The organism is Arthrobacter sp. 2MCAF15 (assembly GCF_052115605.1).
In the GTDB taxonomy this organism is placed as follows: domain Bacteria; phylum Actinomycetota; class Actinomycetes; order Actinomycetales; family Micrococcaceae; genus Arthrobacter.
This window is the reverse complement of sequence record NZ_JBFRGZ010000008.1, coordinates 236,180-255,689: the sequence shown is the minus strand read 5'-3', so window position 1 is coordinate 255,689 and position 19,510 is coordinate 236,180. Positions and strand designations below refer to the sequence as shown.

The window sequence follows — 19,510 nt, the reverse complement described above, 5'->3', positions numbered from 1 at the left end:
CGGCATGCGGGTCGGCAGCGCCGTCCGGGTCAGGGTTCCTCTGACGAAACCCTGACCCACGGCTCGCTCCTGCGTTAGAAGCCGTCAACGGCCTTCAGCTTCGGTGATTCTTCGGTCTCGGCGGGGGTCTTCACGCCCACGCCGAGCTTTTCCTTGATCAGGCGCTCAAGTTCGGCCGCCAGCTCCGGGTTGTCGCGGAGGAAGCGGCGGGAGTTCTCCATGCCCTGGCCCAGCTGGTCGCCGTCGTAGGTGAACCAGGAGCCCGACTTCTTGATCAGTCCGTGCTCGACACCCATGTCGATGATGCCGCCCTCACGGGAAATGCCCTGGCCGTAGATGATGTCGAATTCGGCGATCTTGAAGGGCGGTGCCATCTTGTTCTTGACGATCTTGGCCTTGGTGCGGTTGCCGACAGAGTCCGCGCCCTCTTTCAGGGTCTGGATGCGGCGGACGTCGATGCGGATGGAGGCGTAGAACTTCAGCGCCTTACCACCGGTGGTGGTTTCCGGGGAGCCGAAGAAGACGCCAATCTTTTCGCGCAGCTGGTTGATGAAAATGGCCGTGGTCTTGGTCTGGCTCAGGCGGCCGGTGATCTTACGGAGGGCCTGGCTCATCAGGCGGGCCTGCAGGCCCACGTGGCTATCGCCCATGTCGCCTTCGATTTCCGCGCGCGGAACCAGGGCCGCGACGGAGTCGATGACGATCACGTCAAGGGAGCCCGAACCGATGAGCATGTCCATGATTTCCAGTGCCTGCTCGCCGGTGTCCGGCTGGGAGACCAGGAGCGCGTCGGTGTCGACGCCCAGTTTCGCGGCATATTCCGGATCGAGGGCGTGTTCGGCGTCGATGAAGGCGGCGATGCCGCCCAGGCGCTGGGCGTTGGCAACCGCGTGGAGCGCGACCGTGGTCTTACCGGATGATTCCGGACCATAGATTTCCACGACACGGCCGCGGGGCAGGCCGCCAATTCCCAGGGCGACGTCCAACGCGATGGAGCCGGTCGGAATGACCTCGATAGGCGCACGGACTTCGTCGCCGAGGCGCATGACCGAGCCTTTACCGAACTGCTTGTCAATCTGGGCAAGCGCTGCGTCGAGCGCCTTCTGGCGATCCGGGGCTGCGGCCATGATTCACACCTCTAATACTTTCTCGCTGTGGAGTGGCCTTGGAGGCCCTTCGTCTGTCATCACTGACGCTACTGGCCCCCTCCGACAAAGTTGCCGGGAGAACCGCGTATGTGGAAAACACGTGAGTGAAAACGCTCTGAAAAAAGCATATCCCCATCCGAACAGATATTCGAACAAGTGTGCGGCGTGTCAGGCGTTAGCCCATGCCGGCGGCGTCTCGGGGCGTCAGCGGGGTCCTGCGTTGTCGCGGGGCTTGACGTCCCGGCCGAGGCGGCGTTCCTGCGGGACATCCTGGACATCGCACACGGCAAGCCAAACCTGGCGGGGCGGGATGCCGGCGCTGAGCGCCTGGTCCGCCGTGCGGCCGCCGACCCCGGCCAGGACCAGCGAGCTGCTCAGGACGCGGGAGTAGCCCGCGCCGAACTCGTCGTCCATTAGCCGCCAAAAGTCACTGATTCGCACCAGTAAAGTCTCTCACGGCGCGGGACTCTAGAATGGTTGCCATGAGCAACCCAACTGAGGCCGCGGGAGATTCGCATCCCGGAAATGCCGGCACAGACGCCGCCCTGGACGCCGTCGAGGACCAGCTTAGCCTGCTCTGGCGCCGGGGCCGGTCGATTTCCCATCAGCTCTCGCGCCAGGTCCACCCGGACATGGAGCCGGCCGCCTACGGGCTGCTCAGCGTAATCCGCAAGCAGGGCCCCATCAGGCTGACCGAGCTCGCCTCGTGCATCGGCGTCGGCAAGCCTTCGGTGAGCCGGCAGATCGCATTCCTCGAGGGCCTCGGCCTGGTATCGAAGGAGGCAGACCCGCTGGACGGGCGGGCGCAGGCCATCCGCCTGACCCCCGAAGGCGAGGAGCGGATGCACCAGGTCCAGGACGCCAGGCGCGAGGTCTTCCGGGAACGCCTTGCGGAATGGCCCGCCGAGGAGCTGCAGGCTCTTGCCATGTACATGGCGAAGCTCAATGCCACCTACGAACGCGACGGCTTCCCCCGGGACGAGCCCGCCTGACCTACCCGCCCCCGGAACGCGGCATCACGCCCGGGAGACGCCAAGGACCCCCAGCCTGGGCCGGGGGTCCTTTCTTAGGTCTTAGGTGGGTGGCGGCTAGCGTGCTCCGGAGAGGAGGCCCTTCGCCAGCTCGTCGTTAAGGTCGGCGTTGAGCTCTCGGTCGAGGTCGCGGCCATAGCGCTGCGCGAACTCCTGCGGGACGGTGTCCGGAACGGCGACACCTTCGGCGACCGCAACGCGGTCGCTGACTTCGCGGAGCATGCTCGAAAGCGGAACATCGAGGGCCGAGCAGATCGAGGACAGCAACTCCGAGGATGCTTCCTTCTGGCCGCGTTCCACTTCACTCAGGTAGCCCAGGGAAACACGGGCACTGTGCGAGACTTCGCGGAGCGTTCGGCCTTGGCGCTGGCGGACATCGCGCAGGACATCACCGATTTCGTGACGAAGTACAACCATCTTGCGCTCCTTCTGTTCGCTCTTTGCCTGATCGGCGAGGCCCACATCCTTCCAGCGGACAACGCCGTTTACGGATACGGGCTGCTTTACCATCTGTATCGCCTTGCTCCTCGTACTGTCGAGTCCGCCGGTGGGGGCGGACTCTGCTGATGATTTCATCCTAGGCGCCTCCCTTATTTGGAAGCGACACAATGTAACAACTATTCGGAATCAACTTTTGTTCCCGGCAACTTTACGCCGGGTAGCCTTCGGAAGATAGGGCTTCAAGCAGGCGTTCCAGCGCCGCACCGCATGCGAGGGCGCGGATCTCGGCGCGGCTCCCCTCGAATGAGTAAGGGTACGACGTCGAGCCTCCCGCCGTGGCGATGCCGATAAAGACCGTGCCGACGGCTTTGCCGTCGTGCGATTCGGGCCCGGCGACGCCCGTGGTGGACACGCCGATGTCGGCCCGGCAGATCCGGCGCGCACCGTCGGCCATGGCCGCGGCGACTTGGCCGTCCACGGAACCGACGGCGTCGAGCAGCTCGGCAGGGACGCCCAGGACATCGGACTTGACCGAGTTGGCGTAGGACACCACGCCGCCCTGCAGCATCCCGGAGGCGCCGGCGGTGTCGGCCAGCACGGCGGAGATCATCCCGGCGGTGAGGGATTCCGCGGTGGCGGCCGTCATTCCGCGGCCGATGGCGCCGGTCACGGCCTGCTCCGCCAGGCGGTGCAGATTGGGGTGGAGATTGGGGTGCAGATTGGGATTCGGATGGTTCATGGCTTGTTCTCCCCTATCCGTTCTTTCGCTGCCCTGATGCCGGCAGCCCGCAGCTTGAGGGCCTCGATGACGTATTCGCCGCCGGTCCACAGTGTGATGGCCACGGCAGCCATCATCACAATGAACGCCACAACGCCCAGCCACGGAGCAAGTGATGCCAGCGGGAGGACGTAGAGGAAGATGGCCACCGTCTGCACTACGGTCTTGAGCTTGCCGCCGCGCGAGGCCGGAATGACGCCGTAGCGGATCACGAAGAAGCGAAGGGCGGTGATGCCCCACTCGCGGACCAGGATCAGGATGGTGACCCACCACGGCAGTTCGCCGAGCAGGGAGAGCATGACCAGCGCGGAGCCGATCAGGAGCTTGTCAGCAATCGGGTCGGCAATCTTGCCGAAGTCGGTGACGAGGCCGCGGGACCGGGCGATGTCGCCGTCGAGCTTGTCTGTGTAGATGGCGACCGCGAAGACGACGGCGGCCGCCCAGCGCCAGGGGCCGTTCTGGGCGTGCAGCCCCGGCGCGTCGAGGATGAGGAACCAGACGAAGAATGGCACCAGCACTATCCGCAGCATCGTCAGGATATTCGGCAGGTTCCAGATCTGCGAGGCGGACCCGGCATTGGCTTTGGCGCTATTCACCTTCTTAGGCTACCCGCTTCCCTCGCTAGCGTCCGGTGAGCGACCAGGCGTCCTCTGAGCCGTCCTCGTCGGAGCCGCCGTCGGCGCCGTCGTGGTACTCGATCGCCTGGGTGCGGTTCTCCAGGTCGGCCGCCACGAGGTCCTCCGCGTAACCGCCCTGGGCGATGTTCGCGTTGGCGTTATCGCTCAGGGCCGCCGTCTGGGAGTCGGCGGCGGCGGGCGCGTCGAGCCCCTTCATCGCGGCCAGCACGGCGGCGAGGTCGTCCGGTTTGACCAGCACGTCGCGCGCCTTGGAACCCTCGGAGGGGCCCACCACTCCCCTGGACTCGAGGAGGTCCATGAGGCGGCCGGCCTTGGCGAAGCCGACACGAAGCTTGCGCTGCAGCATCGACGTCGAGCCGAACTGGGTGGTGACCACGAGCTCCGTGGCCTGCAGCAGCACCTCGAGGTCGTCCCCGATGTCGTCGTCGATCTGCTTCTTCTGCGCCTCCGGCGCGACGTCGTCACGGTAGACGGCCTTGAGCTGGCCCTTGACGTGTTCGACCACCTTGTGGATCTCGGACTCGGTGACCCAGGCGCCCTGGACGCGCATCGCCTTGGATGCACCCATCGGCAGGAACAGGGCGTCGCCCTGGCCGATGAGTTTTTCGGCGCCCGGCTGGTCCAGGACCACGCGGGAGTCGGTGACGGACGACGTGGCGAAGGCCATGCGGGAGGGAACGTTCGCTTTGATCAGGCCGGTCACGACGTCCACCGACGGGCGCTGGGTGGCGAGGACCAGGTGGATGCCGGCCGCGCGGGCCAACTGGGTGATGCGGACAATCGAGTCTTCGACGTCGCGCGGGGCGACCATCATGAGGTCGGCGAGTTCGTCCACGATCACCAGCAGGTACGGGTAGGGCTTGATGACGCGCTTGGAGTCGACCGGCGGGTGGACCTTGCCGGCCCGGACGGCCTTGTTGAAGTCATCGATGTGCTTGAAGCCGTAATTGGCGAGGTCGTCATAGCGGGCGTCCATTTCTCGGACCACCCATTGCAGGGCCTCGGCTGCCTTCTTCGGGTTGGTGATGATCGGCGTGATGAGGTGCGGGACCCCTTCGTACGCCGTGAGTTCCACACGCTTGGGGTCCACCATGACCATGCGGACCTCGTCCGGGGTGGCCCGCATCAGGATCGAGGTGATCATCGAGTTCACGAACGAGGACTTGCCCGCGCCGGTGGCACCGGCCACCAGCAAGTGCGGCATCTTGGCGAGGTTGGCCACGACGTAGCCGCCCTCGACGTCCTTGCCGACCCCCATGACCATGGGGTGGTCGGTGCGGCGGGCGTTCTGGCTTCGCAGCACGTCGCCCAGGGATACGGTCTCGCGGTCCGTGTTGGGAATCTCGATGCCGATGGCGGACTTGCCCGGGATGGGGCTGAGGATGCGCACATCGGAACTGGCGACGGCGTAGGAGATGTTCTTGGACAGGGCGGTGACGCGTTCCACCTTGGTGCCCGGGGACAGCTCGATTTCATAACGGGTCACGGTGGGACCGCGGCTGAAGCCGGTTACCTGCGCTTCCACGTTGAACTGGTTGAGGGTCTCGGTCAGCGAGGCGACAATCGCGTCGTTGGCCTCGGTCCGTTCCTTCGGGATGGACCCGGGCGTCAGCACGTCCGACGCCGGCAGCGTGTAGGTGACGTCGCCCGCCAGGGACAGCTGTTCGGTGCGCTGCGGAATCGGGGTGGGCAGGGGTGCCGGCGCGACCGGGTTCGCCGGAACGGCCGCGGCCACGGCGGCGGCATTGAGTGATCCGGCGGCCACCATTCCGGGAGTAACCAGCGGAATGGCCTCGGTGGCGCCCTCGCCACTGGACCCCGCGGCACCGGCCGCTGATGCTGCTGCGCCCAGGCCCTGGGCGGCCTTGATCTTTTCGACGGCGATCTCGGCCTGGGTGGGGCGGCGGACGCCGGGAGCGACATCGGCCGCGGCGCCCGACGGCGTTTTGGCCCCCTTCGCACCCTTGGCGCGGGGCGCGTCGCCCGCTTCCTCATCGGCGATGAGGGCACGCTCGAACGCTTCATCGCCGACATAGCCCTCCAGGCCGGACTCGTCGTCCTGGTCCTTGCCGAAGAGGCGCTTGCGCCTCTTCTTGGGCGCGGCCGGGGCGTCGTTCTCGTACAGGTAACTGCGGTCGTGCCGGTCGTCGGCGTCGTCGTCCTGCAGGTCGATGCCCATCAGGTGCTCGTACGCGTCCCGCAGCCGGCCCGGGATGGCGCCGAAAGGAGTCGCGGTGACGATCAGCAGCGAGGTGAAGGCCAGCAGGCCGTAGACCACCACGGGGACGGCGGGGTGCAGGGCCGCAAGCGGGGCGGCGGCGAGGTAGCCGAGCATGCCGCCGGCCCTGCGCAGGCCGTCGAAACCGTCCGCGACCGTCGGCTGTCCGCCGATGATGTGGGCCAGGCCGGTCCCGGCGAAGGTCATGATGAGGAAGCCGATGCCGATCCTGTTGTTCCCGCGGCCGTCGTCGGGCTGGCGGAACAGGCGGAACGCGCACACGAACAGCATCAGGGGCAGGAGCAGGGCCATCCAGCCGAACGTGCCGTTGACGATCGCGAAGATGAGATCGGGGAGCCAGCCTTGGAACCCCCACCACGCGAAAGTGGCGACAAAGATGGCCAGGGCCAGGTTGAACAGGGCGGCGCCGTCGCGGCGGTCCTCTGGTGCGAGGTCGCTGACGTCGTGGCCGACCCGCCGGATGCCCGCGCCGATCACGTGGGCGACACCCAGCCAGGCGCCGGCCAGCACGCGCACGACCCACGGCTGGCGCGCCTCCACCGCAGGCAACTGCCGCGTCCGCGCCGTGGCTGTTGTCCTACCTGCCGTGGTCCGCGGCCGGGCGGATTTGGATGCGGCGGGACTGGACCCCCGGCCGGGAGAACTGCCTGATTTGCCGCTTGAGTTTCCTCTAGGCGCGGAAGAAGTACGAGTCGCCATACCCGCCACGGTACCGGATGCCAGCCAGAAAACCCCGAATTTCCGGGGCGGCCGGGATCATGTTGCCGGCCGCCGCAACGGGAAACGGCCTCCCCCGTCTGCCTCAGCCCTTAGGCTGCGGCTGGCCGGGAAGGCCGTTCTCCAGGCATGTGCCCGGTACGCAGAAAGTACTACGCCCGGTGAACCACCTGAGGCTTACGCCCGGTGAACCACCTGAGGCTTACGCCCGGCGAACCACCTGAGGCTTACGCCTCAAGGACCACCGGGATGATCATGGGCTTGCGGCGCAGCTTGCGGTTGACCCACGTGCCCACGACGCGCCGGACGACCTGCTGGAGCTGGTGCGTCGTGTGGTCCGTGCGGTTCTGCACGGCTTCCTCGAGGGCCTCGTTGATCTTGGGGATGATTTCGTCAAAGACGGAATCGTCTTCCGCCACGCCGCGGGCGTGGATCTCCGGACCGGACACCACCTTGCCGGTGGCGCGGTGGATGACGGTGATGATCGAGATGAAGCCTTCGTCGCCGAGGGTCTGGCGGTCCTTGAGGTCGGCTTCGGTGACTTCGCCCACGCTGGAGCCGTCAACGTAGACGAAACCGACCTCGACCTGGCCGACGATGTCTGCCTGGTGGTCACGCAGGTCGATCACGGTGCCGTTGTCCGCGAGCAGGATGCTTTCCTCCGGTACGCCGGATTCGAGGGCGATCTTGCCGTTGGCAATGAGGTGGCGGGTCTCGCCGTGCACCGGCATGGCGTTGAGCGGCTCAAGGATGTTGTAGCAGTAGAGCAGTTCACCGGCGGCGGCGTGGCCGGAGACGTGCACCTTGGCGTTGCCCTTGTGGATGACGTCGGCACCGAGCTTCAGCAGGCCGTTGATGATGCGGAAGACGGCGTTTTCGTTGCCCGGGATAAGGCTCGAGGCGAGAATGACGGTGTCGCCCTCGCCGACAACGACGCGGTGGTCGCCGTTGGCCATGCGGGACAGGGCCGCCATGGGCTCGCCCTGGGAACCGGTGGACATCAGCACCACGCGGTTGTCCGGGAGGTTGTCGATGTTCTTGATGTCGACCAGGATCCCGGCCGGCACCTCCAGGTAGCCAAGCTTCGCGGCGATGGCCATGTTCCGGACCATCGAGCGGCCCACAAAGGCGACCTTGCGGTTGTGGTTGGCGGCAGCATCGAGGACCTGCTGGACGCGGTGCACGTGCGAGGAGAAGGAAGCGACAATGATGCGCTTGGAGGCCTGCCCAAACAAACGGTCCAGGGTGGGGCCGATTTCCTTCTCGGCGGTGGTGAAGCCCGGGACGTCTGCATTGGTCGAGTCCGACATGAACAGGTCCACGCCCTCTTCGCCCAGCTTGGCGAAGTGGCGGAGGTCGGTGATGCGGCCATCGAGCGGCAACTGGTCCATCTTGAAGTCACCGGTGTGCAGCACGGTGCCGCCCGAGGTGCGGAGGAACACGGCCAGGGCGTCCGGGATGGAGTGGTTGACGGCGACGAACTCGCATTCGAAGGGGCCGTACTTCTCGACCTGACCCTCGACGACAATCTTCGTGTTGGGCTTGATCCGGTGTTCCTGCAGCTTGGCCTCGATGAGGGCCAACGTGAGCTGCGAACCCACGATGGGGATGTCGGCGCGCAGGCGCAGGAGGTAGGGGACGGCGCCAATGTGGTCTTCGTGACCGTGGGTCAGGACGACGGCGACGATGTCCTGGAGGCGGTTCTCGATGTAGGAGAAATCGGGCAGGATCAGGTCGACACCGGGCTGGGTCTCCTCGGGGAAGAGCACCCCGCAGTCAACGATGAGGAGCTTGCCATCGATCTCGAAGACGGTCATGTTGCGACCGATTTCCCCGAGTCCGCCGAGCGGCACGATCCGCAGGGTGTTCTTCGGGAGACGCGGTGGCGTGACAAGGCCGGGAAGGGCGGTTTGGGTCATAGTGCACTACTTTCCAGGCAGATGCCGGGCTGGTTCTTAACGATCAGGAGTGGCTCCGGATCAGGAAAAGACCATCCCCGCTTCCGCCAAATCCTCGCGGATGATTGCGATCTCGGCCTCGCCCGGCTCCACGAGGGGCAAACGGACAACCGAGTTGGGCAGGACTCCCTGCCACTTAAGAACCTGCTTGGCAGCGACAGCACCCTGAATGTGGGTCATCACTGCGCGGACCACGGGGTCCAGTTCGAAATGTATGGTGCGGGCGGTAGCAAAATCGCCTGCAAGGGCAGCATCGATCAGCGCGCGGAACTGCCGCGACGCGACATGCGCGGAGACGCTGACCAGCCCGACGGCGCCGGCGGCCATCCACGGTAGCGTGAGGCCGTCATCGCCGGAGTAGACATCAAGATCGGTGTTCGCCAGAACCCGTGTGACGGCGGCGAAATCGGCCTTCGCATCCTTCAGGGCAACGATCTTAGGGTGGTCGGCGAGCCGGATCATGGTCTCCGGCTCGATGGCCACGCCGGCGCGGCCAGGAATGTCGTAGACCATGACGGGAAGGTCCGCTGCGTCAGTCACGGCCTCGACGTGCGCCTGGATGCCGGCCTGGCTCGGCTTGTTGTAATACGGCGTGACGATCAGCTGGCCGTGGGCTCCCGCCTTGGCGGCGCGCTTGGCCATCTCAATCGAGTGGGACGTGTGGTTGGTGCCGGTTCCGGCAATGACCTTGGCTCGGTCGCCGACGGCCTCGACAATGACGCGGAAGAGCTTCTCTTTTTCGTCGTCCTCGAGCGTCGAGGTCTCGCCCGTGGTGCCGGAGATAACGAGGGCATCATTGCCGTCGTCGACGAGCTTGCTCGCCAGCTCCGCTGACTGCTTGTAGTCGACCTCACCGTCCGAAGTGAAAGGAGTGACCATGGCAGTCACGAGGGTCCCGAACGTGTAAGAGCGAATATCAGAGTCAGCCATATGAAAAACGTTACCTTGTCCGCGGCATGTTAGGACAATGGCGGCGGTGTGACGAACGTCAAACTCGCCCGCCCCCGCGTCACGTTTCCGCCGATTGTCCCGGCTCAGGGCCGCCGAAACCGCGTCAGGACACTGTGTTGGAGGGTTGCCGTCAAGACCTCGGTGCCGGTGCCGTGGGCCTGCCGGAACGAAAGCCCGTCCGGACCCCAGAACCCGCTCAGCCCGCAGGAGGCTCCGAGCGGCGTGAGCCCCGCGAGGTTGGCCAGGACCGAAAACATCCGGTTGTCCATGGCCCGGGCGCCGAGATGCAGTCCCAGCCGGTGGTCCTCGCCGGCCGTGTAGAGAGCCGAGACGGCGTAAACGTCCGCACCGGCAGCGGCGGCCCATTCCGCGTGGCCGGGGCGGGCGGCGTCGAAGCAGATTGCCAGGGCGACCTTCCAGCCGTCAATCTCCAGGACCGCGGGATGGCTGGCGGCAACGAAGAGATCCCGTTCCGCACCGTGGAGGTGCGTCTTGAAGCTGGCATCGATGACGCCCGAGGGATGGACGGCGAGGGAGGCCAGCCGCGGCGTGCCGTCCTCCTCCTTGAACGCGGCTCCGACCACGGCGGTAATTCCGGTGTGCCGGCAGATTTCCCGGATGCCGTCCAGCCGCGGGTCAGCCGCGTTCACCCACTCCTGCGGGCCCTCCAGTAGGTCCAGCCGGTACCCGGTCAGGGAGAGTTCCGGAAAGATGACCAGCCGGGCCCCGTGCGAGTCCGCGTCCTCGATCAGCCGGATGTGTTCGGGTACGTTGGCGGCAACGCCGCCATCCAGGGCCGCGTACTGGACGGCGGAAAGCGTCAGATCAGTGATTGAGCTAATGGTCACCCTGCCATCCTAGGCACCTCCTCTTTCGATGATCAGAAACTGCGCCCGAGGTCACACAGGCGACTAGCCGACTGCACAGGCCGGCTGTTCAGGCCGGCTCCGGCTCACACCACCTCAGGTCGAAGCGGCAGCCCCGCCGGAGGGTGCCGCAGGAGCCGAGCAGTAGCGCTCGACGGCGGTTTCCCGCAGGACCTCCGCCCACGCTGCAAGGCGCTGGGCCGCCCGCACGTAATGGAACAACTCCGTTGGCGTGAGGGCATCGAGGTCTGTTTCGGCCAGCCGCCGCGCCAGTTCCGCTCCCGGCGGCTGCATGTCCAGGGCCGTTCCTTCACTTCCCCACTGGACATCCTCTGCCGGCTCTCCGGCGACCAACCGGCGGAAGAGAAAGTCCACCACGCCCGGACTCATGGCCTTCAGGACTCCAGATACGGCTTCGCCGCCGCGGGAAGGTCCCCCAGGTGGGGCGCCGGTCCGTTCCGGGCCGCCGAATTGCCGATCCGGACTTTCCCCGCCCGTCAGTTCCCGGCCCGTCACGGCCTGACCTGGGGATGCTTTGCCTGTTGACTTTGACTCCCGGCCCGGCGATTCCCGTCCCGAAGACGTTCCGCCTGAAAACTCCCGGCCCGAAGACCGTCGGGCCGAAGACTCTCGGCCTGAAGACTGTCGGCCTGAAGACTTTGGAGTCAGGAATATGGGCTCGGAGGCGTTGTTCATGCGCCCACTGTATTCGAACATATATTCGAATACAAGGTTTTCCCGGGGAGGAATTGAAGCTGCGGCCAGGCCGAACATGAGACGATCAGAAGATGGCCACGCGCGGAACACCGACTGCTTCCCGGACCGTCAGGGGCACGTCCTCCGGCGCCCGGCTGGTCGGCATTGACGCCGCCCGCGGGCTCGCGCTGCTGGCCATGATGGCCACCCACGTGTTGGCCACGTTTGAGTCGGATCCGCACCTGACGCCCACCTGGATCGGGCTTGCGTTTTCCGGGCGGGCAGCCGCCCTGTTCGCGGTGCTGGCCGGTGTGGGTCTCGCCTTATCGACGGGGAAGCAGCAACCGCTGGAGGGCACTGAGCTGCGGGCGGCACGCCGCGGCATCGCCCTCAGGGCGCTGGTGATCGGCGCCGTCGGGCTCTCCCTGGGCGGGCTGGAAGTCAACATCGCCATTATTTTGGTCCACTACGCCGTCCTGTTCCTGTGCGTGCTGCCCTTTGTCGGGCTCGGCCTGAAACGCCTGCTCGCATTCGCCGCCGGCTGGATTCTGGCAGCCCCCGCCTTGGCCTATCTGCTGCGGCCCTGGCTGCTGTCCGCCGACCCCCCGCTGCGGCTGGGGCACAACCCCGGCTGGGAGGACCTGGCCACACCGGCGCGACTGCTGGGCGACCTCTTCCTCACCGGCTACTACCCTGTCCTGCAGTGGATCGCCTATCTCCTGGTGGGGCTGGCGATCGGCCGGCTGGCGCTGTCCAAAGCAGCCGTGCCGTTCCTGCTGGTGGCCGCCGGGACCGCGGTGGCCGTCAGTTCCAAGTGGCTGGGGACAGTCATGATGGAGGACTGGGGCGGCAGGCGCGCATTGGAGGCGCAGATCGGCGATCCCGCCTACCCGCTGGAGAGCCTGCTGCAGGTCAACCTTGCAGGCGTCGAACAGTCAGGCTCCGCGTGGTGGCTGGCAACCAGCGCACCGCACGCGGGAACCACGCTGGATCTGTTGCACACTTCGGGGGTGGCCGCCGCCGTGATCGGCGCGTGCCTCCTGCTGGGCCGGCTGGGCGAATGGGTGGAGCTTGACTTGCTGCTCCCGATCCGTGGAATCGGGGCCATGACTCTGAGCCTATACACGGCCCATCTGTGCATCATGGCGGCCCTCCACGATCAGCCGCTGGCGCCCGGATGGACCGTGGATGGCGTGTACTGGGCGCAGGCGCTCGGAATGCTGCTGGTCGGCGGGGTCTTCGCGGCGCTGGCCTGGCGCGGGCCCCTAGAGTGGGTGACCCATGCGGCCAACCAGGTTGGCCGCTACCAGCAGGCCCCCATCCGCCAGACATCCCGCTTCCGCTAGGTCCAGGTGCCGGCAGGTCCAGGCGCCAGTCGCCTCGGCCGCGCCTCAGCTTCCCGCTTCAGCCAGGTCTAGCCGTTGCTGGGTCCCGCTGTTGCTGAGTCCAGCTACTGCTGAGTCCAGCTATCGCAGGGTCCCGCTACGGGTTCTGGGCTTCTGCTCGGAACATCCGCACGGCGTCGCGCATCGAGGCACGGGCCCGCTTGCGGTCTCCGGCGGCGTCGTAAGCACAGCTGAGCCGGAACCAGGAGCGCCAGTCATCGGGGGCGGCTTCCGCTTCGGCACGGTACTTCTCAAATTCGAGATCCGCTGCTTCGCGGATGATCCGGCCGGCGGGCGTGCGCGGCAAAGTGTCCTCGGGCAGGCCCCCCTCGGCTTCGAGGATCTTCGCCAACCGCTCGGTGCGGGCACCAAACAGCAGCTCCCGGATCAGCGCCCAGGCTCCGATGACCGGCAGCACCAGGTAGGCGACGCCGATCGCCTTCGCCACGAGGCTGGGGTCGGTCATCAGGAGCACGGAACGCTGAAGGGACACCACCAGGTAGAACACGAGCAGCAGGGTGACGGCACCCACCCAGATCTTGGTGCGGTTGGCTTTCAGGGCAGTCAGAGCAGCGGACACGGGACTCAGATCCCCAGGTCCAGGTAGCCGTCGAGGCCCATGGTGAGACCGGGGTGCGCGGTCACGTTTCGGATGCCCAGCAGCACGCCAGGCATGAACGAGGCCCGGTCGAAGGAGTCGTGGCGGAACGTCAGCTGCTCCCCCGGACCGCCCAGCAGGACTTCCTGGTGCGCGACCAGGCCGCGGAGCCGGACGCTGTGGACCCGGACGCCGTCGACGTCGCAGCCGCGGGCGCCCGCGAGCTCGGTGGTGGTGGCGTCCGGGCTGGAGGGCACCCCGGCGGCGGTCCGCTCGGCCGCGATCAGCTGGGCCGTGCGCACGGCCGTCCCGGAGGGGGCATCCACCTTGTCCGGGTGGTGCAGTTCAATGATTTCAACGGAGTCGAAGTACTTGGACGCCTTGGCGGCGAAGGCGGAGGCAAGGACCGAGCCGAGGGCGAAGTTCGGGGCGATGAGGACGCCGACGCCGGGGCGGTCGGCGAGGAGTTCCTCCAGCCCCGCGAGCCGGCCGGCATCCCAGCCGGTGGTGCCCACCACGGCATGCATGCCGTGCTCGACGGCGAACCGGACGTTCGCCTCGGTGCTTTCGGGGACGGTCAGGTCCACCATGATCTGCGCGCCGGAGCTGACCAGCGTGTCCAGGGAATCGTTGCGGCCAAGGGCTGCGACGAGCGTCAGGTCCGCGGCGGCGTCGATGGCTTTCACGGCTTCGGCGCCCATGCGCCCGCTGGCGCCCAGCACGGCGACGGAGAGTTGTTCGGTCATGCCATCAACCCTACCGCCGGGGCCGTCGCCTTCCTGAACCGGCGGCCCCGGGTTACAGACCCTCCCCGCCCCGGCTCCGGTCGCCCCCATTCCGAACCTGTCAGGCTGGATTGACGGAATATGCCTGTCAGTCTAACCTGACAAGCATGGAACCTGACGACCTGTCCGCACATATTCATTCGCTTGACCCCGCGGTCGGCCTGCGGGCGGTCGGCGCCCTTCATCGCCTGGCGGAACAGGTCGAGGCAGCGCAGGTAAGGGCAGCTCGAGAACAGGGCTGGACCTGGGAGCAGATCGGGGACGCCCTGGGCGTCTCGAGGCAGTCCGTCCACGCAAAATACCGAGAGTGAGATCAACCATGTTTGAGCGATTCGCCGACGACACCCGCAGGATCGTTGGCTTTGCAATGGAAGAGGCCCGCTACAGCGGCGACAAGCGGCTGGGCACGGATCACCTGCTCCTGGGGGCGCTTCACGATCCAGGTCCGGCCGGCACCCTTGGCGTCACGCTGGATGAGGCCAGGGCGGCGGCAGCGTCGCTGGACCGCACGGCACTCGCGTCAATCGGAATAGACGCGACGGGATTTCAACGCGCCACCATGCCCAGCCGCGGCAAGAAGCCGCCGTTCAGCTCAGGGGCCCGGTCGGTAATCGAAGGCACGCTGCGGTACGCCATTGCCCAGAAATCGCGACAGATCACCACCGCGAATCTTCTGCTGTCGCTGCTGGACCGCGACGAACATGATCCGGCGGCCTCGCTCCTGAAGGAACTGGGGGTCGACCGGGCCGCGGCCCGGCGCAGGGTCCTCGACTCCTGACTCTGCCTCCTGAGGGCGAGCCACCGCCGGGGTCCGGAGGGGAACACTGTCCCGTGCCTACTCGCCGGCGCCGACCCATTCGACGGTGCCGTCGGCGAAGAACTGTTCCTTCCAGATCGGCACCTGGGCCTTGATCCGGTCCACGAGTTCGGCACACACCGCGAACGCCTGGCCGCGATGGGCCGCGGAGACGGCACAGACCAGGGCGGGGTCGCCGATCTCCAGCATCCCGATCCTGTGGGCTGCCCAGATCCGCACCGGCTGCTGCTCCCCGGGGCCTTCGGCGCCGGCGTCGCCGGCGTCGGACGCCCGGTCAGGGACCGCCGGGACTGAGTGCTCCGCCACGAGCCCGGCGACGACGTCGGCCATCACCTGGTGCGCGGTCGGGTGGGCGCTGTAGCTGAGCCGGGAAACCTGCCTGCCGCCGTCGTGGTTGCGGACGACGCCACTGAAGCTGACCACCGCTCCTGCGGTGTCCGACTCGACCGCCGCTATGGCCTGCTCCACGGAAATGGGCTCGGCGCTCAGCACGGCATGCACGATTTCAAATCCTGTGTCAGTGCCCATGGCTTCCTTCCAGCTGGTCGCAGAGGTGCCCAACAATGGGATCCAGCACGCCCAGCCCATCCATCACGCCCTTCGGGGATCCGGGCAGGTTCACGATGAAGGTCTGCCCTGCCGCGCCCGCGTGGCCCCGGCTGAGCATGGCCATCGGCGTCTTGGCCATGCCGGCGTTCCTGATGCCCTCCATGATGCCCGGGATTTCCCGGTCCAGCAGGGGCAGGGTCTGCTCAGGTGTGGCGTCGGTGGGGCTCAGGCCCGTTCCCCCGCTGGTGATGATGACGGCTGGCTGCTGGCTCAGCAGGGCACGGATTGCGGCTCCCACGGGCGCGCCGTCGGGGACCACCATGGCCGGATAGGGTTCGAAGCCGTGTTCGGTCAGCCAGTCGATGATGACCGGACCGGTGAGGTCCTCATAGATGCCGGCGGCCGCCCGGGTGGAGGCGATCACGACGCCGGCCTTCCGCCCGGTGGCTTCGCCGTGGCGGTGCGGTTCGGGCATGTTCATAGGGTCCAGTCCCCGCTCTTGCCGCCGCTTTTGGCGAGCACCTTGATGTCGGTCAGGACCGCGTGTTTGTCCACGGCCTTGATCATGTCGTACACGCTCAGTGCAGCGACCGACGCGGCGGTCAGTGCCTCCATCTCGACCCCGGTGACACCGCGGGTCTTGACCGTGGCAAATATCGTCACGGAGTCGGCGTCGAGCTCAAAGTCGATGGTGACCTTGGCGATCGGCAGCGGGTGGCACAGCGGGATCAGGTCGGGCGTCTTCTTGGCCGCCATGATCCCGGCGATGCGGGCAACGGCAAGGGCGTCGCCCTTGGGAAGCTCGCCGCCGCCGAGGAGGGAAAGGACCTCGGCAGTGCTGCGGACGGTCGCGGTGGCCGTGGCTTCCCGGGTGGACTGCGCCTTGTTGGATACATCCACCATTTGCGCCGTGCCGTCGTGGCGGAGGTGGGTCAGGCGGGTGGTCTCCGCTGGGCCGGCATTCGCTTCAGCGTTGTCTGCTTCATTCACAGGATCCATACTTCCACTTCATCGCCCGCGGAGAGCACCGCCGTACCCTCGGGGACGTGGACCAAGGCGTTGGAACGGGCCAGGGCATGGACCAGGTGTGAGCCGGCGCCGCCCTCCAGCCGGACTGTGCCGTCGGGGGCCAGCGTGCCGCGCCGGACCTGGTGCTTGCCCGGCGGGGAGGTCAGCGGCGCGGCGAGGCGGGCGCGGACGGAGGGCCGGGGCGCCGGGGCGCCGATCAGCTCCGTGAGGACTGGGCGCAGGAACATTTCAAAGGACACGAGGCAGCTCACCGGGTTGCCGGGGAATCCCAGGACAGGGACACCGTCGAAGCTGCCGATTCCCTGCGGGCCGCCGGGCTGCATCGCCACGGCGCCGAACTCGACGTCGTGATCCGCCATGGCCTGCCGGACCACCTCGTAGGCACCCTTGCTGACGCCGCCGGTTGTGACGATCAGGTCCACGGCGGGCCCATGCCGGCGCAACAGCTCGGTGAGCTCGTCCGGCTGGTCCGCGGAGACGCCGGTCCGGGTGACCTGGAGCCCAGCCTGGCGCATGGCGGACTCGAGCAGCGTGCTGTTGGAGTCAAAGATCTTGCCCGGTCCCAGCGGGCTGCCCGGTTCCACGACTTCGTCGCCGGTAGTGACCAGGAGGACCCGAAGGGATGGACGGACCGGCACCTCCGTGTAGCCCATTGCCGCCAGCAGTCCGAGCTGGCCCGGCCCGAGGAAGGTCCCGGCGCCGAGGGCGAGCTCGCCGGAGCGGATATCGCTGCCGGCGTCGCGCACGAACGTTCCTGCAGCCGCGGCGGGCAGGTGTACCGTGGCGGGCTCCCCGGGCACGGGGAAGGAATCGGGCACGGCCTGTTCGATGGGAACGACGGCGTCGGCCCCGGCCGGCATCATCGCCCCGGTCATGATCGGAGCCGCCGTCCCGGCGGCAAGCTCCACGGGTGAGGCACCCGCCGGGACGGGCGCGACGACGCGCAGTTCCGTGCCGCCGTCGGGCACGTCGGCGCTGCGGATCGCGAAGCCGTCCATTTGCGAATTGGCAAAGGGCGGAAGGTCCAGGGGCGCCACGATGTCGGCGGCCAGACCCCGGCCCAAGGCGTCGAGCAACGGGAGCCGCTCCACCCGCGCTTCGGTGAGGAGCGGCGCCAGCAGTGCACGCACCTTGTCCCGGTGTGCTTCCACGCTGACATGCCTTGTCTCGGTGCGGTGCATGCGTTTCCTGACCTTTGCTCGGCTCGCTAGGACTTCACGTCAACTCTAACCGTGTGGTAACCCGTGGCTCCGTTCGGCGCGACCGGCGCGGACTCCTCCACTTGCGGCACCCCGTCCAGTGCGGTGGCCCGGACCTGGACCTCGTACTGGCCCGGCGTCAGCGGAAGTGCCAGCTTCCATTGGTACCAAGTGTCCTTGGAGATGCCCGGGGCCAGCTCGGCCTGGTGCCAGTCGCCGCGGTTGATGCGCAACTCCACCTTGCCGATGCCCGTGTGCTGTGCCCACGCGACACCGCCGAACACCACCGTCCCCGCCGTCACGCTTTGCCCGTCGCGCGGCACGTCAATGCGGGATGATGTCTTGATGGGCCCCCGTTCGCTCCAGCCGCGGGGTGTCCAGTAGGCGACGTCGTCCGCGTAGCGGGTCACTTTCAGCTCGGTGATCCACTTCGTGGCCGAGACGTAGCCGTACAGCCCGGGCACGATCATGCGGACCGGGAACCCGTGCTCCAGCGGGAGCGGCTCGCCGTTCATTCCCACGACCAGCAGGGCGTCCCGGCCGTCGGTGAGGGCCTCGAGCGGGGTGCCCGCCGTCCAGCCGTCCGTGCTGCGGGACAGCACCATGTCCGCCCCGGCTTTGGGGCCGGCCATGGCGAGCAGTTCGCGCACGGGCCAGCCGAGCCAGCGGGCATTGCCGATCAGGTCCCCGCCAACCTCGTTGGAGACGCAGGCTATGGTCACGTGGCGTTCCGTCATCGGTTTGGCCAGGAGTGTGGCGAAGTCGAGTTCGATCTCCCGATCCACCATCCCGGTCACCTTCAGGGACCATTCCTGTGGGTCCACCAGTGGGACCCGCAGGGCGGTGTCAATCCTGTAGAACTGCCTGTTTGGCGTCACCAGCGGGCTCAGGCCGGCCAGCCGGATCTCGGCACCGGCGGGTACGGGCGGCTCGGGAGAGGCGGGCGCCGGGAGGACCAGCTTGCTGCGCACATCACTGACGACGGCGGCCGCTCCCCTGAGGGTGGAGGCGAGCACACCGACGACGGCGGCAACCGCGGCGGTCCCGCCGAGGGCCACGAGGAAACGGCGCCGGGCAGGCCCGGTTTCACCTGCTGTGTCTACCGTGGCTCCGGTCTCCAGGGGTTGCCACTCCAGCAGTTTCCGGATGAGCCACCGCAGCAGCGCGATTCCCACCAGCGCCACGAGCACCGGAACCGGGATACCGTTGGCGGTCAGGTCGGCCCGGCTGAGCACGGCCACGAGGCCCACAACGCCGAACACCGCAATCAGAACCACCCCGGCGAAACGGCGCCGCACTTCAAGGACCCCGGACAGGGCCGCGAGCGCGGCGATGACCAGCGCCATCCCGCCCAGGAGTGCCACTTTGTCCGCAGTGCCGAAGAGCGAGATGACCCACTCCTTGACGCCCGGGGGCACGATATCGATCACTGCCCCGCCAACGGCCGTCACCGGGGAAACCGTGGGGCTCACCAGGCTGGCCGTGAGCTCACCGAGCACCACCGCGGTCCCCACAGCCACCAGCCCGGCCGCGGCAGCCCATAGGTCGCGCCGTCGCCGGGCATGCCGCTGCTGGGGCCTCGGTTCGGGGGTCCGCAATTCGGGAGTCATCGGTTCCGGGGTTGTCGATTTGGGGGTACTCGATTCGGGGGTACTCGGTTGCCCGGTTGGTCCCTGCTGCGCCTG

Annotated in this window: 21 protein-coding genes; 4 read left to right on the top strand and 17 right to left on the bottom strand. The window is 67.3% G+C overall.

Annotated features, from left to right (window positions below; all coding sequences use genetic code 11):
* Window positions 1-74: 74 nt before the first annotated feature.
* On the bottom strand, window positions 75-1,127 hold the full coding sequence (recA, locus tag AB4089_RS11700) for a recombinase RecA (protein ID WP_441409445.1): 1,053 nt from the start codon (window positions 1,125-1,127) through the stop codon (window positions 75-77).
* A 225-nt stretch (window positions 1,128-1,352) separates the two neighbouring features.
* Window positions 1,353-1,589, bottom strand: coding sequence for a DUF3046 domain-containing protein (locus tag AB4089_RS11695; protein WP_441409444.1), 237 nt, complete (start codon window positions 1,587-1,589; stop codon window positions 1,353-1,355).
* Window positions 1,590-1,630: 41 nt separating this feature from the next.
* Between AB4089_RS11695 and AB4089_RS11690 the strand changes: the two genes are divergently transcribed.
* A complete protein-coding gene (locus AB4089_RS11690; protein ID WP_441409443.1) occupies window positions 1,631-2,140 on the top strand; it encodes a MarR family winged helix-turn-helix transcriptional regulator in 510 nt (169 codons plus the stop codon).
* 96 nt (window positions 2,141-2,236) lie between these two features.
* Here the strand turns inward: AB4089_RS11690 and AB4089_RS11685 are convergent, their stop codons facing one another.
* From AB4089_RS11685 to AB4089_RS11650, 8 genes are all read right to left on the bottom strand, one after another.
* Window positions 2,237-2,689, bottom strand: coding sequence for a helix-turn-helix domain-containing protein (locus tag AB4089_RS11685; protein WP_441409442.1), 453 nt, complete (start codon window positions 2,687-2,689; stop codon window positions 2,237-2,239).
* Window positions 2,690-2,828: 139 nt separating this feature from the next.
* Window positions 2,829-3,359 (bottom strand): CinA family protein, encoded by a 531-nt coding sequence (locus tag AB4089_RS11680; protein WP_441409441.1) that lies wholly within the window; start codon window positions 3,357-3,359, stop codon window positions 2,829-2,831.
* Window positions 3,356-3,994 carry a CDP-diacylglycerol--glycerol-3-phosphate 3-phosphatidyltransferase gene (gene pgsA / locus AB4089_RS11675; RefSeq protein ID WP_441409440.1) on the bottom strand — a complete coding sequence of 213 codons (639 nt, stop codon included), beginning with the start codon at window positions 3,992-3,994 and terminating at the stop codon, window positions 3,356-3,358. The genes AB4089_RS11680 and pgsA overlap by 4 nt, the downstream gene beginning before the upstream one ends.
* A gap of 25 nt (window positions 3,995-4,019) precedes the next feature.
* A complete protein-coding gene (locus AB4089_RS11670) occupies window positions 4,020-6,974 on the bottom strand; it encodes a DNA translocase FtsK (protein ID WP_441409439.1) in 2,955 nt (984 codons plus the stop codon).
* Between the two features lie 245 nt (window positions 6,975-7,219).
* Window positions 7,220-8,911: a ribonuclease J gene (locus AB4089_RS11665; RefSeq protein WP_441409438.1), complete on the bottom strand. Its 1,692-nt coding sequence runs from the start codon at window positions 8,909-8,911 to the stop codon at window positions 7,220-7,222.
* 60 nt (window positions 8,912-8,971) lie between these two features.
* Window positions 8,972-9,880, bottom strand: coding sequence for a 4-hydroxy-tetrahydrodipicolinate synthase (gene dapA / locus AB4089_RS11660; RefSeq protein ID WP_441409437.1), 909 nt, complete (start codon window positions 9,878-9,880; stop codon window positions 8,972-8,974).
* A 104-nt stretch (window positions 9,881-9,984) separates the two neighbouring features.
* Window positions 9,985-10,749, bottom strand: a complete 765-nt coding sequence (locus tag AB4089_RS11655) for a carbon-nitrogen hydrolase family protein (RefSeq protein WP_441409436.1) — start codon at window positions 10,747-10,749, stop codon at window positions 9,985-9,987.
* Between the two features lie 114 nt (window positions 10,750-10,863).
* A complete protein-coding gene (locus AB4089_RS11650) occupies window positions 10,864-11,157 on the bottom strand; it encodes a hypothetical protein (RefSeq protein ID WP_441409435.1) in 294 nt (97 codons plus the stop codon).
* 398 nt (window positions 11,158-11,555) lie between these two features.
* Between AB4089_RS11650 and AB4089_RS11645 the strand changes: the two genes are divergently transcribed.
* On the top strand, window positions 11,556-12,809 hold the full coding sequence (locus AB4089_RS11645; RefSeq protein WP_441409434.1) for a heparan-alpha-glucosaminide N-acetyltransferase domain-containing protein: 1,254 nt from the start codon (window positions 11,556-11,558) through the stop codon (window positions 12,807-12,809).
* 136 nt (window positions 12,810-12,945) lie between these two features.
* Here the strand turns inward: AB4089_RS11645 and AB4089_RS11640 are convergent, their stop codons facing one another.
* Both AB4089_RS11640 and dapB read right to left on the bottom strand, forming a co-directional pair.
* A complete protein-coding gene (locus tag AB4089_RS11640) occupies window positions 12,946-13,428 on the bottom strand; it encodes a hypothetical protein (protein ID WP_441409433.1) in 483 nt (160 codons plus the stop codon).
* Window positions 13,429-13,433: 5 nt separating this feature from the next.
* Complete coding sequence (gene dapB / locus AB4089_RS11635) at window positions 13,434-14,192, bottom strand: 4-hydroxy-tetrahydrodipicolinate reductase (RefSeq protein WP_441409432.1); 759 nt, start codon at window positions 14,190-14,192, stop codon at window positions 13,434-13,436.
* A 146-nt stretch (window positions 14,193-14,338) separates the two neighbouring features.
* Between dapB and AB4089_RS11630 the strand changes: the two genes are divergently transcribed.
* Window positions 14,339-14,542, top strand: coding sequence for a helix-turn-helix domain-containing protein (locus tag AB4089_RS11630; RefSeq protein ID WP_441409431.1), 204 nt, complete (start codon window positions 14,339-14,341; stop codon window positions 14,540-14,542).
* 8 nt (window positions 14,543-14,550) lie between these two features.
* The gene (locus AB4089_RS11625; protein WP_441409430.1) at window positions 14,551-15,009 is read left to right on the top strand and encodes a Clp protease N-terminal domain-containing protein; all 459 of its coding nucleotides are present in this window, start codon (window positions 14,551-14,553) and stop codon (window positions 15,007-15,009) included.
* A gap of 57 nt (window positions 15,010-15,066) precedes the next feature.
* Here the strand turns inward: AB4089_RS11625 and AB4089_RS11620 are convergent, their stop codons facing one another.
* Genes AB4089_RS11620 through AB4089_RS11600 form a run of 5 tightly spaced genes read right to left on the bottom strand, consistent with a single transcriptional unit; the run spans window position 15,067 to window position 19,435 of the window.
* Window positions 15,067-15,576 (bottom strand): molybdenum cofactor biosynthesis protein MoaE, encoded by a 510-nt coding sequence (locus AB4089_RS11620; RefSeq protein ID WP_441409429.1) that lies wholly within the window; start codon window positions 15,574-15,576, stop codon window positions 15,067-15,069.
* Window positions 15,566-16,078: a MogA/MoaB family molybdenum cofactor biosynthesis protein gene (locus tag AB4089_RS11615; protein WP_441409428.1), complete on the bottom strand. Its 513-nt coding sequence runs from the start codon at window positions 16,076-16,078 to the stop codon at window positions 15,566-15,568. Before AB4089_RS11615 ends, AB4089_RS11620 begins: the two co-directional genes overlap by 11 nt.
* The gene (gene moaC, locus AB4089_RS11610; RefSeq protein ID WP_441409427.1) at window positions 16,075-16,596 is read right to left on the bottom strand and encodes a cyclic pyranopterin monophosphate synthase MoaC; all 522 of its coding nucleotides are present in this window, start codon (window positions 16,594-16,596) and stop codon (window positions 16,075-16,077) included. Before moaC ends, AB4089_RS11615 begins: the two co-directional genes overlap by 4 nt.
* Window positions 16,584-17,807, bottom strand: a complete 1,224-nt coding sequence (locus AB4089_RS11605) for a molybdopterin molybdotransferase MoeA (RefSeq protein ID WP_441409426.1) — start codon at window positions 17,805-17,807, stop codon at window positions 16,584-16,586. Before AB4089_RS11605 ends, moaC begins: the two co-directional genes overlap by 13 nt.
* A 26-nt stretch (window positions 17,808-17,833) precedes the next feature.
* The gene (locus AB4089_RS11600) at window positions 17,834-19,435 is read right to left on the bottom strand and encodes a molybdopterin-dependent oxidoreductase (RefSeq protein ID WP_441409506.1); all 1,602 of its coding nucleotides are present in this window, start codon (window positions 19,433-19,435) and stop codon (window positions 17,834-17,836) included.
* Window positions 19,436-19,510 lie beyond the last annotated feature (75 nt).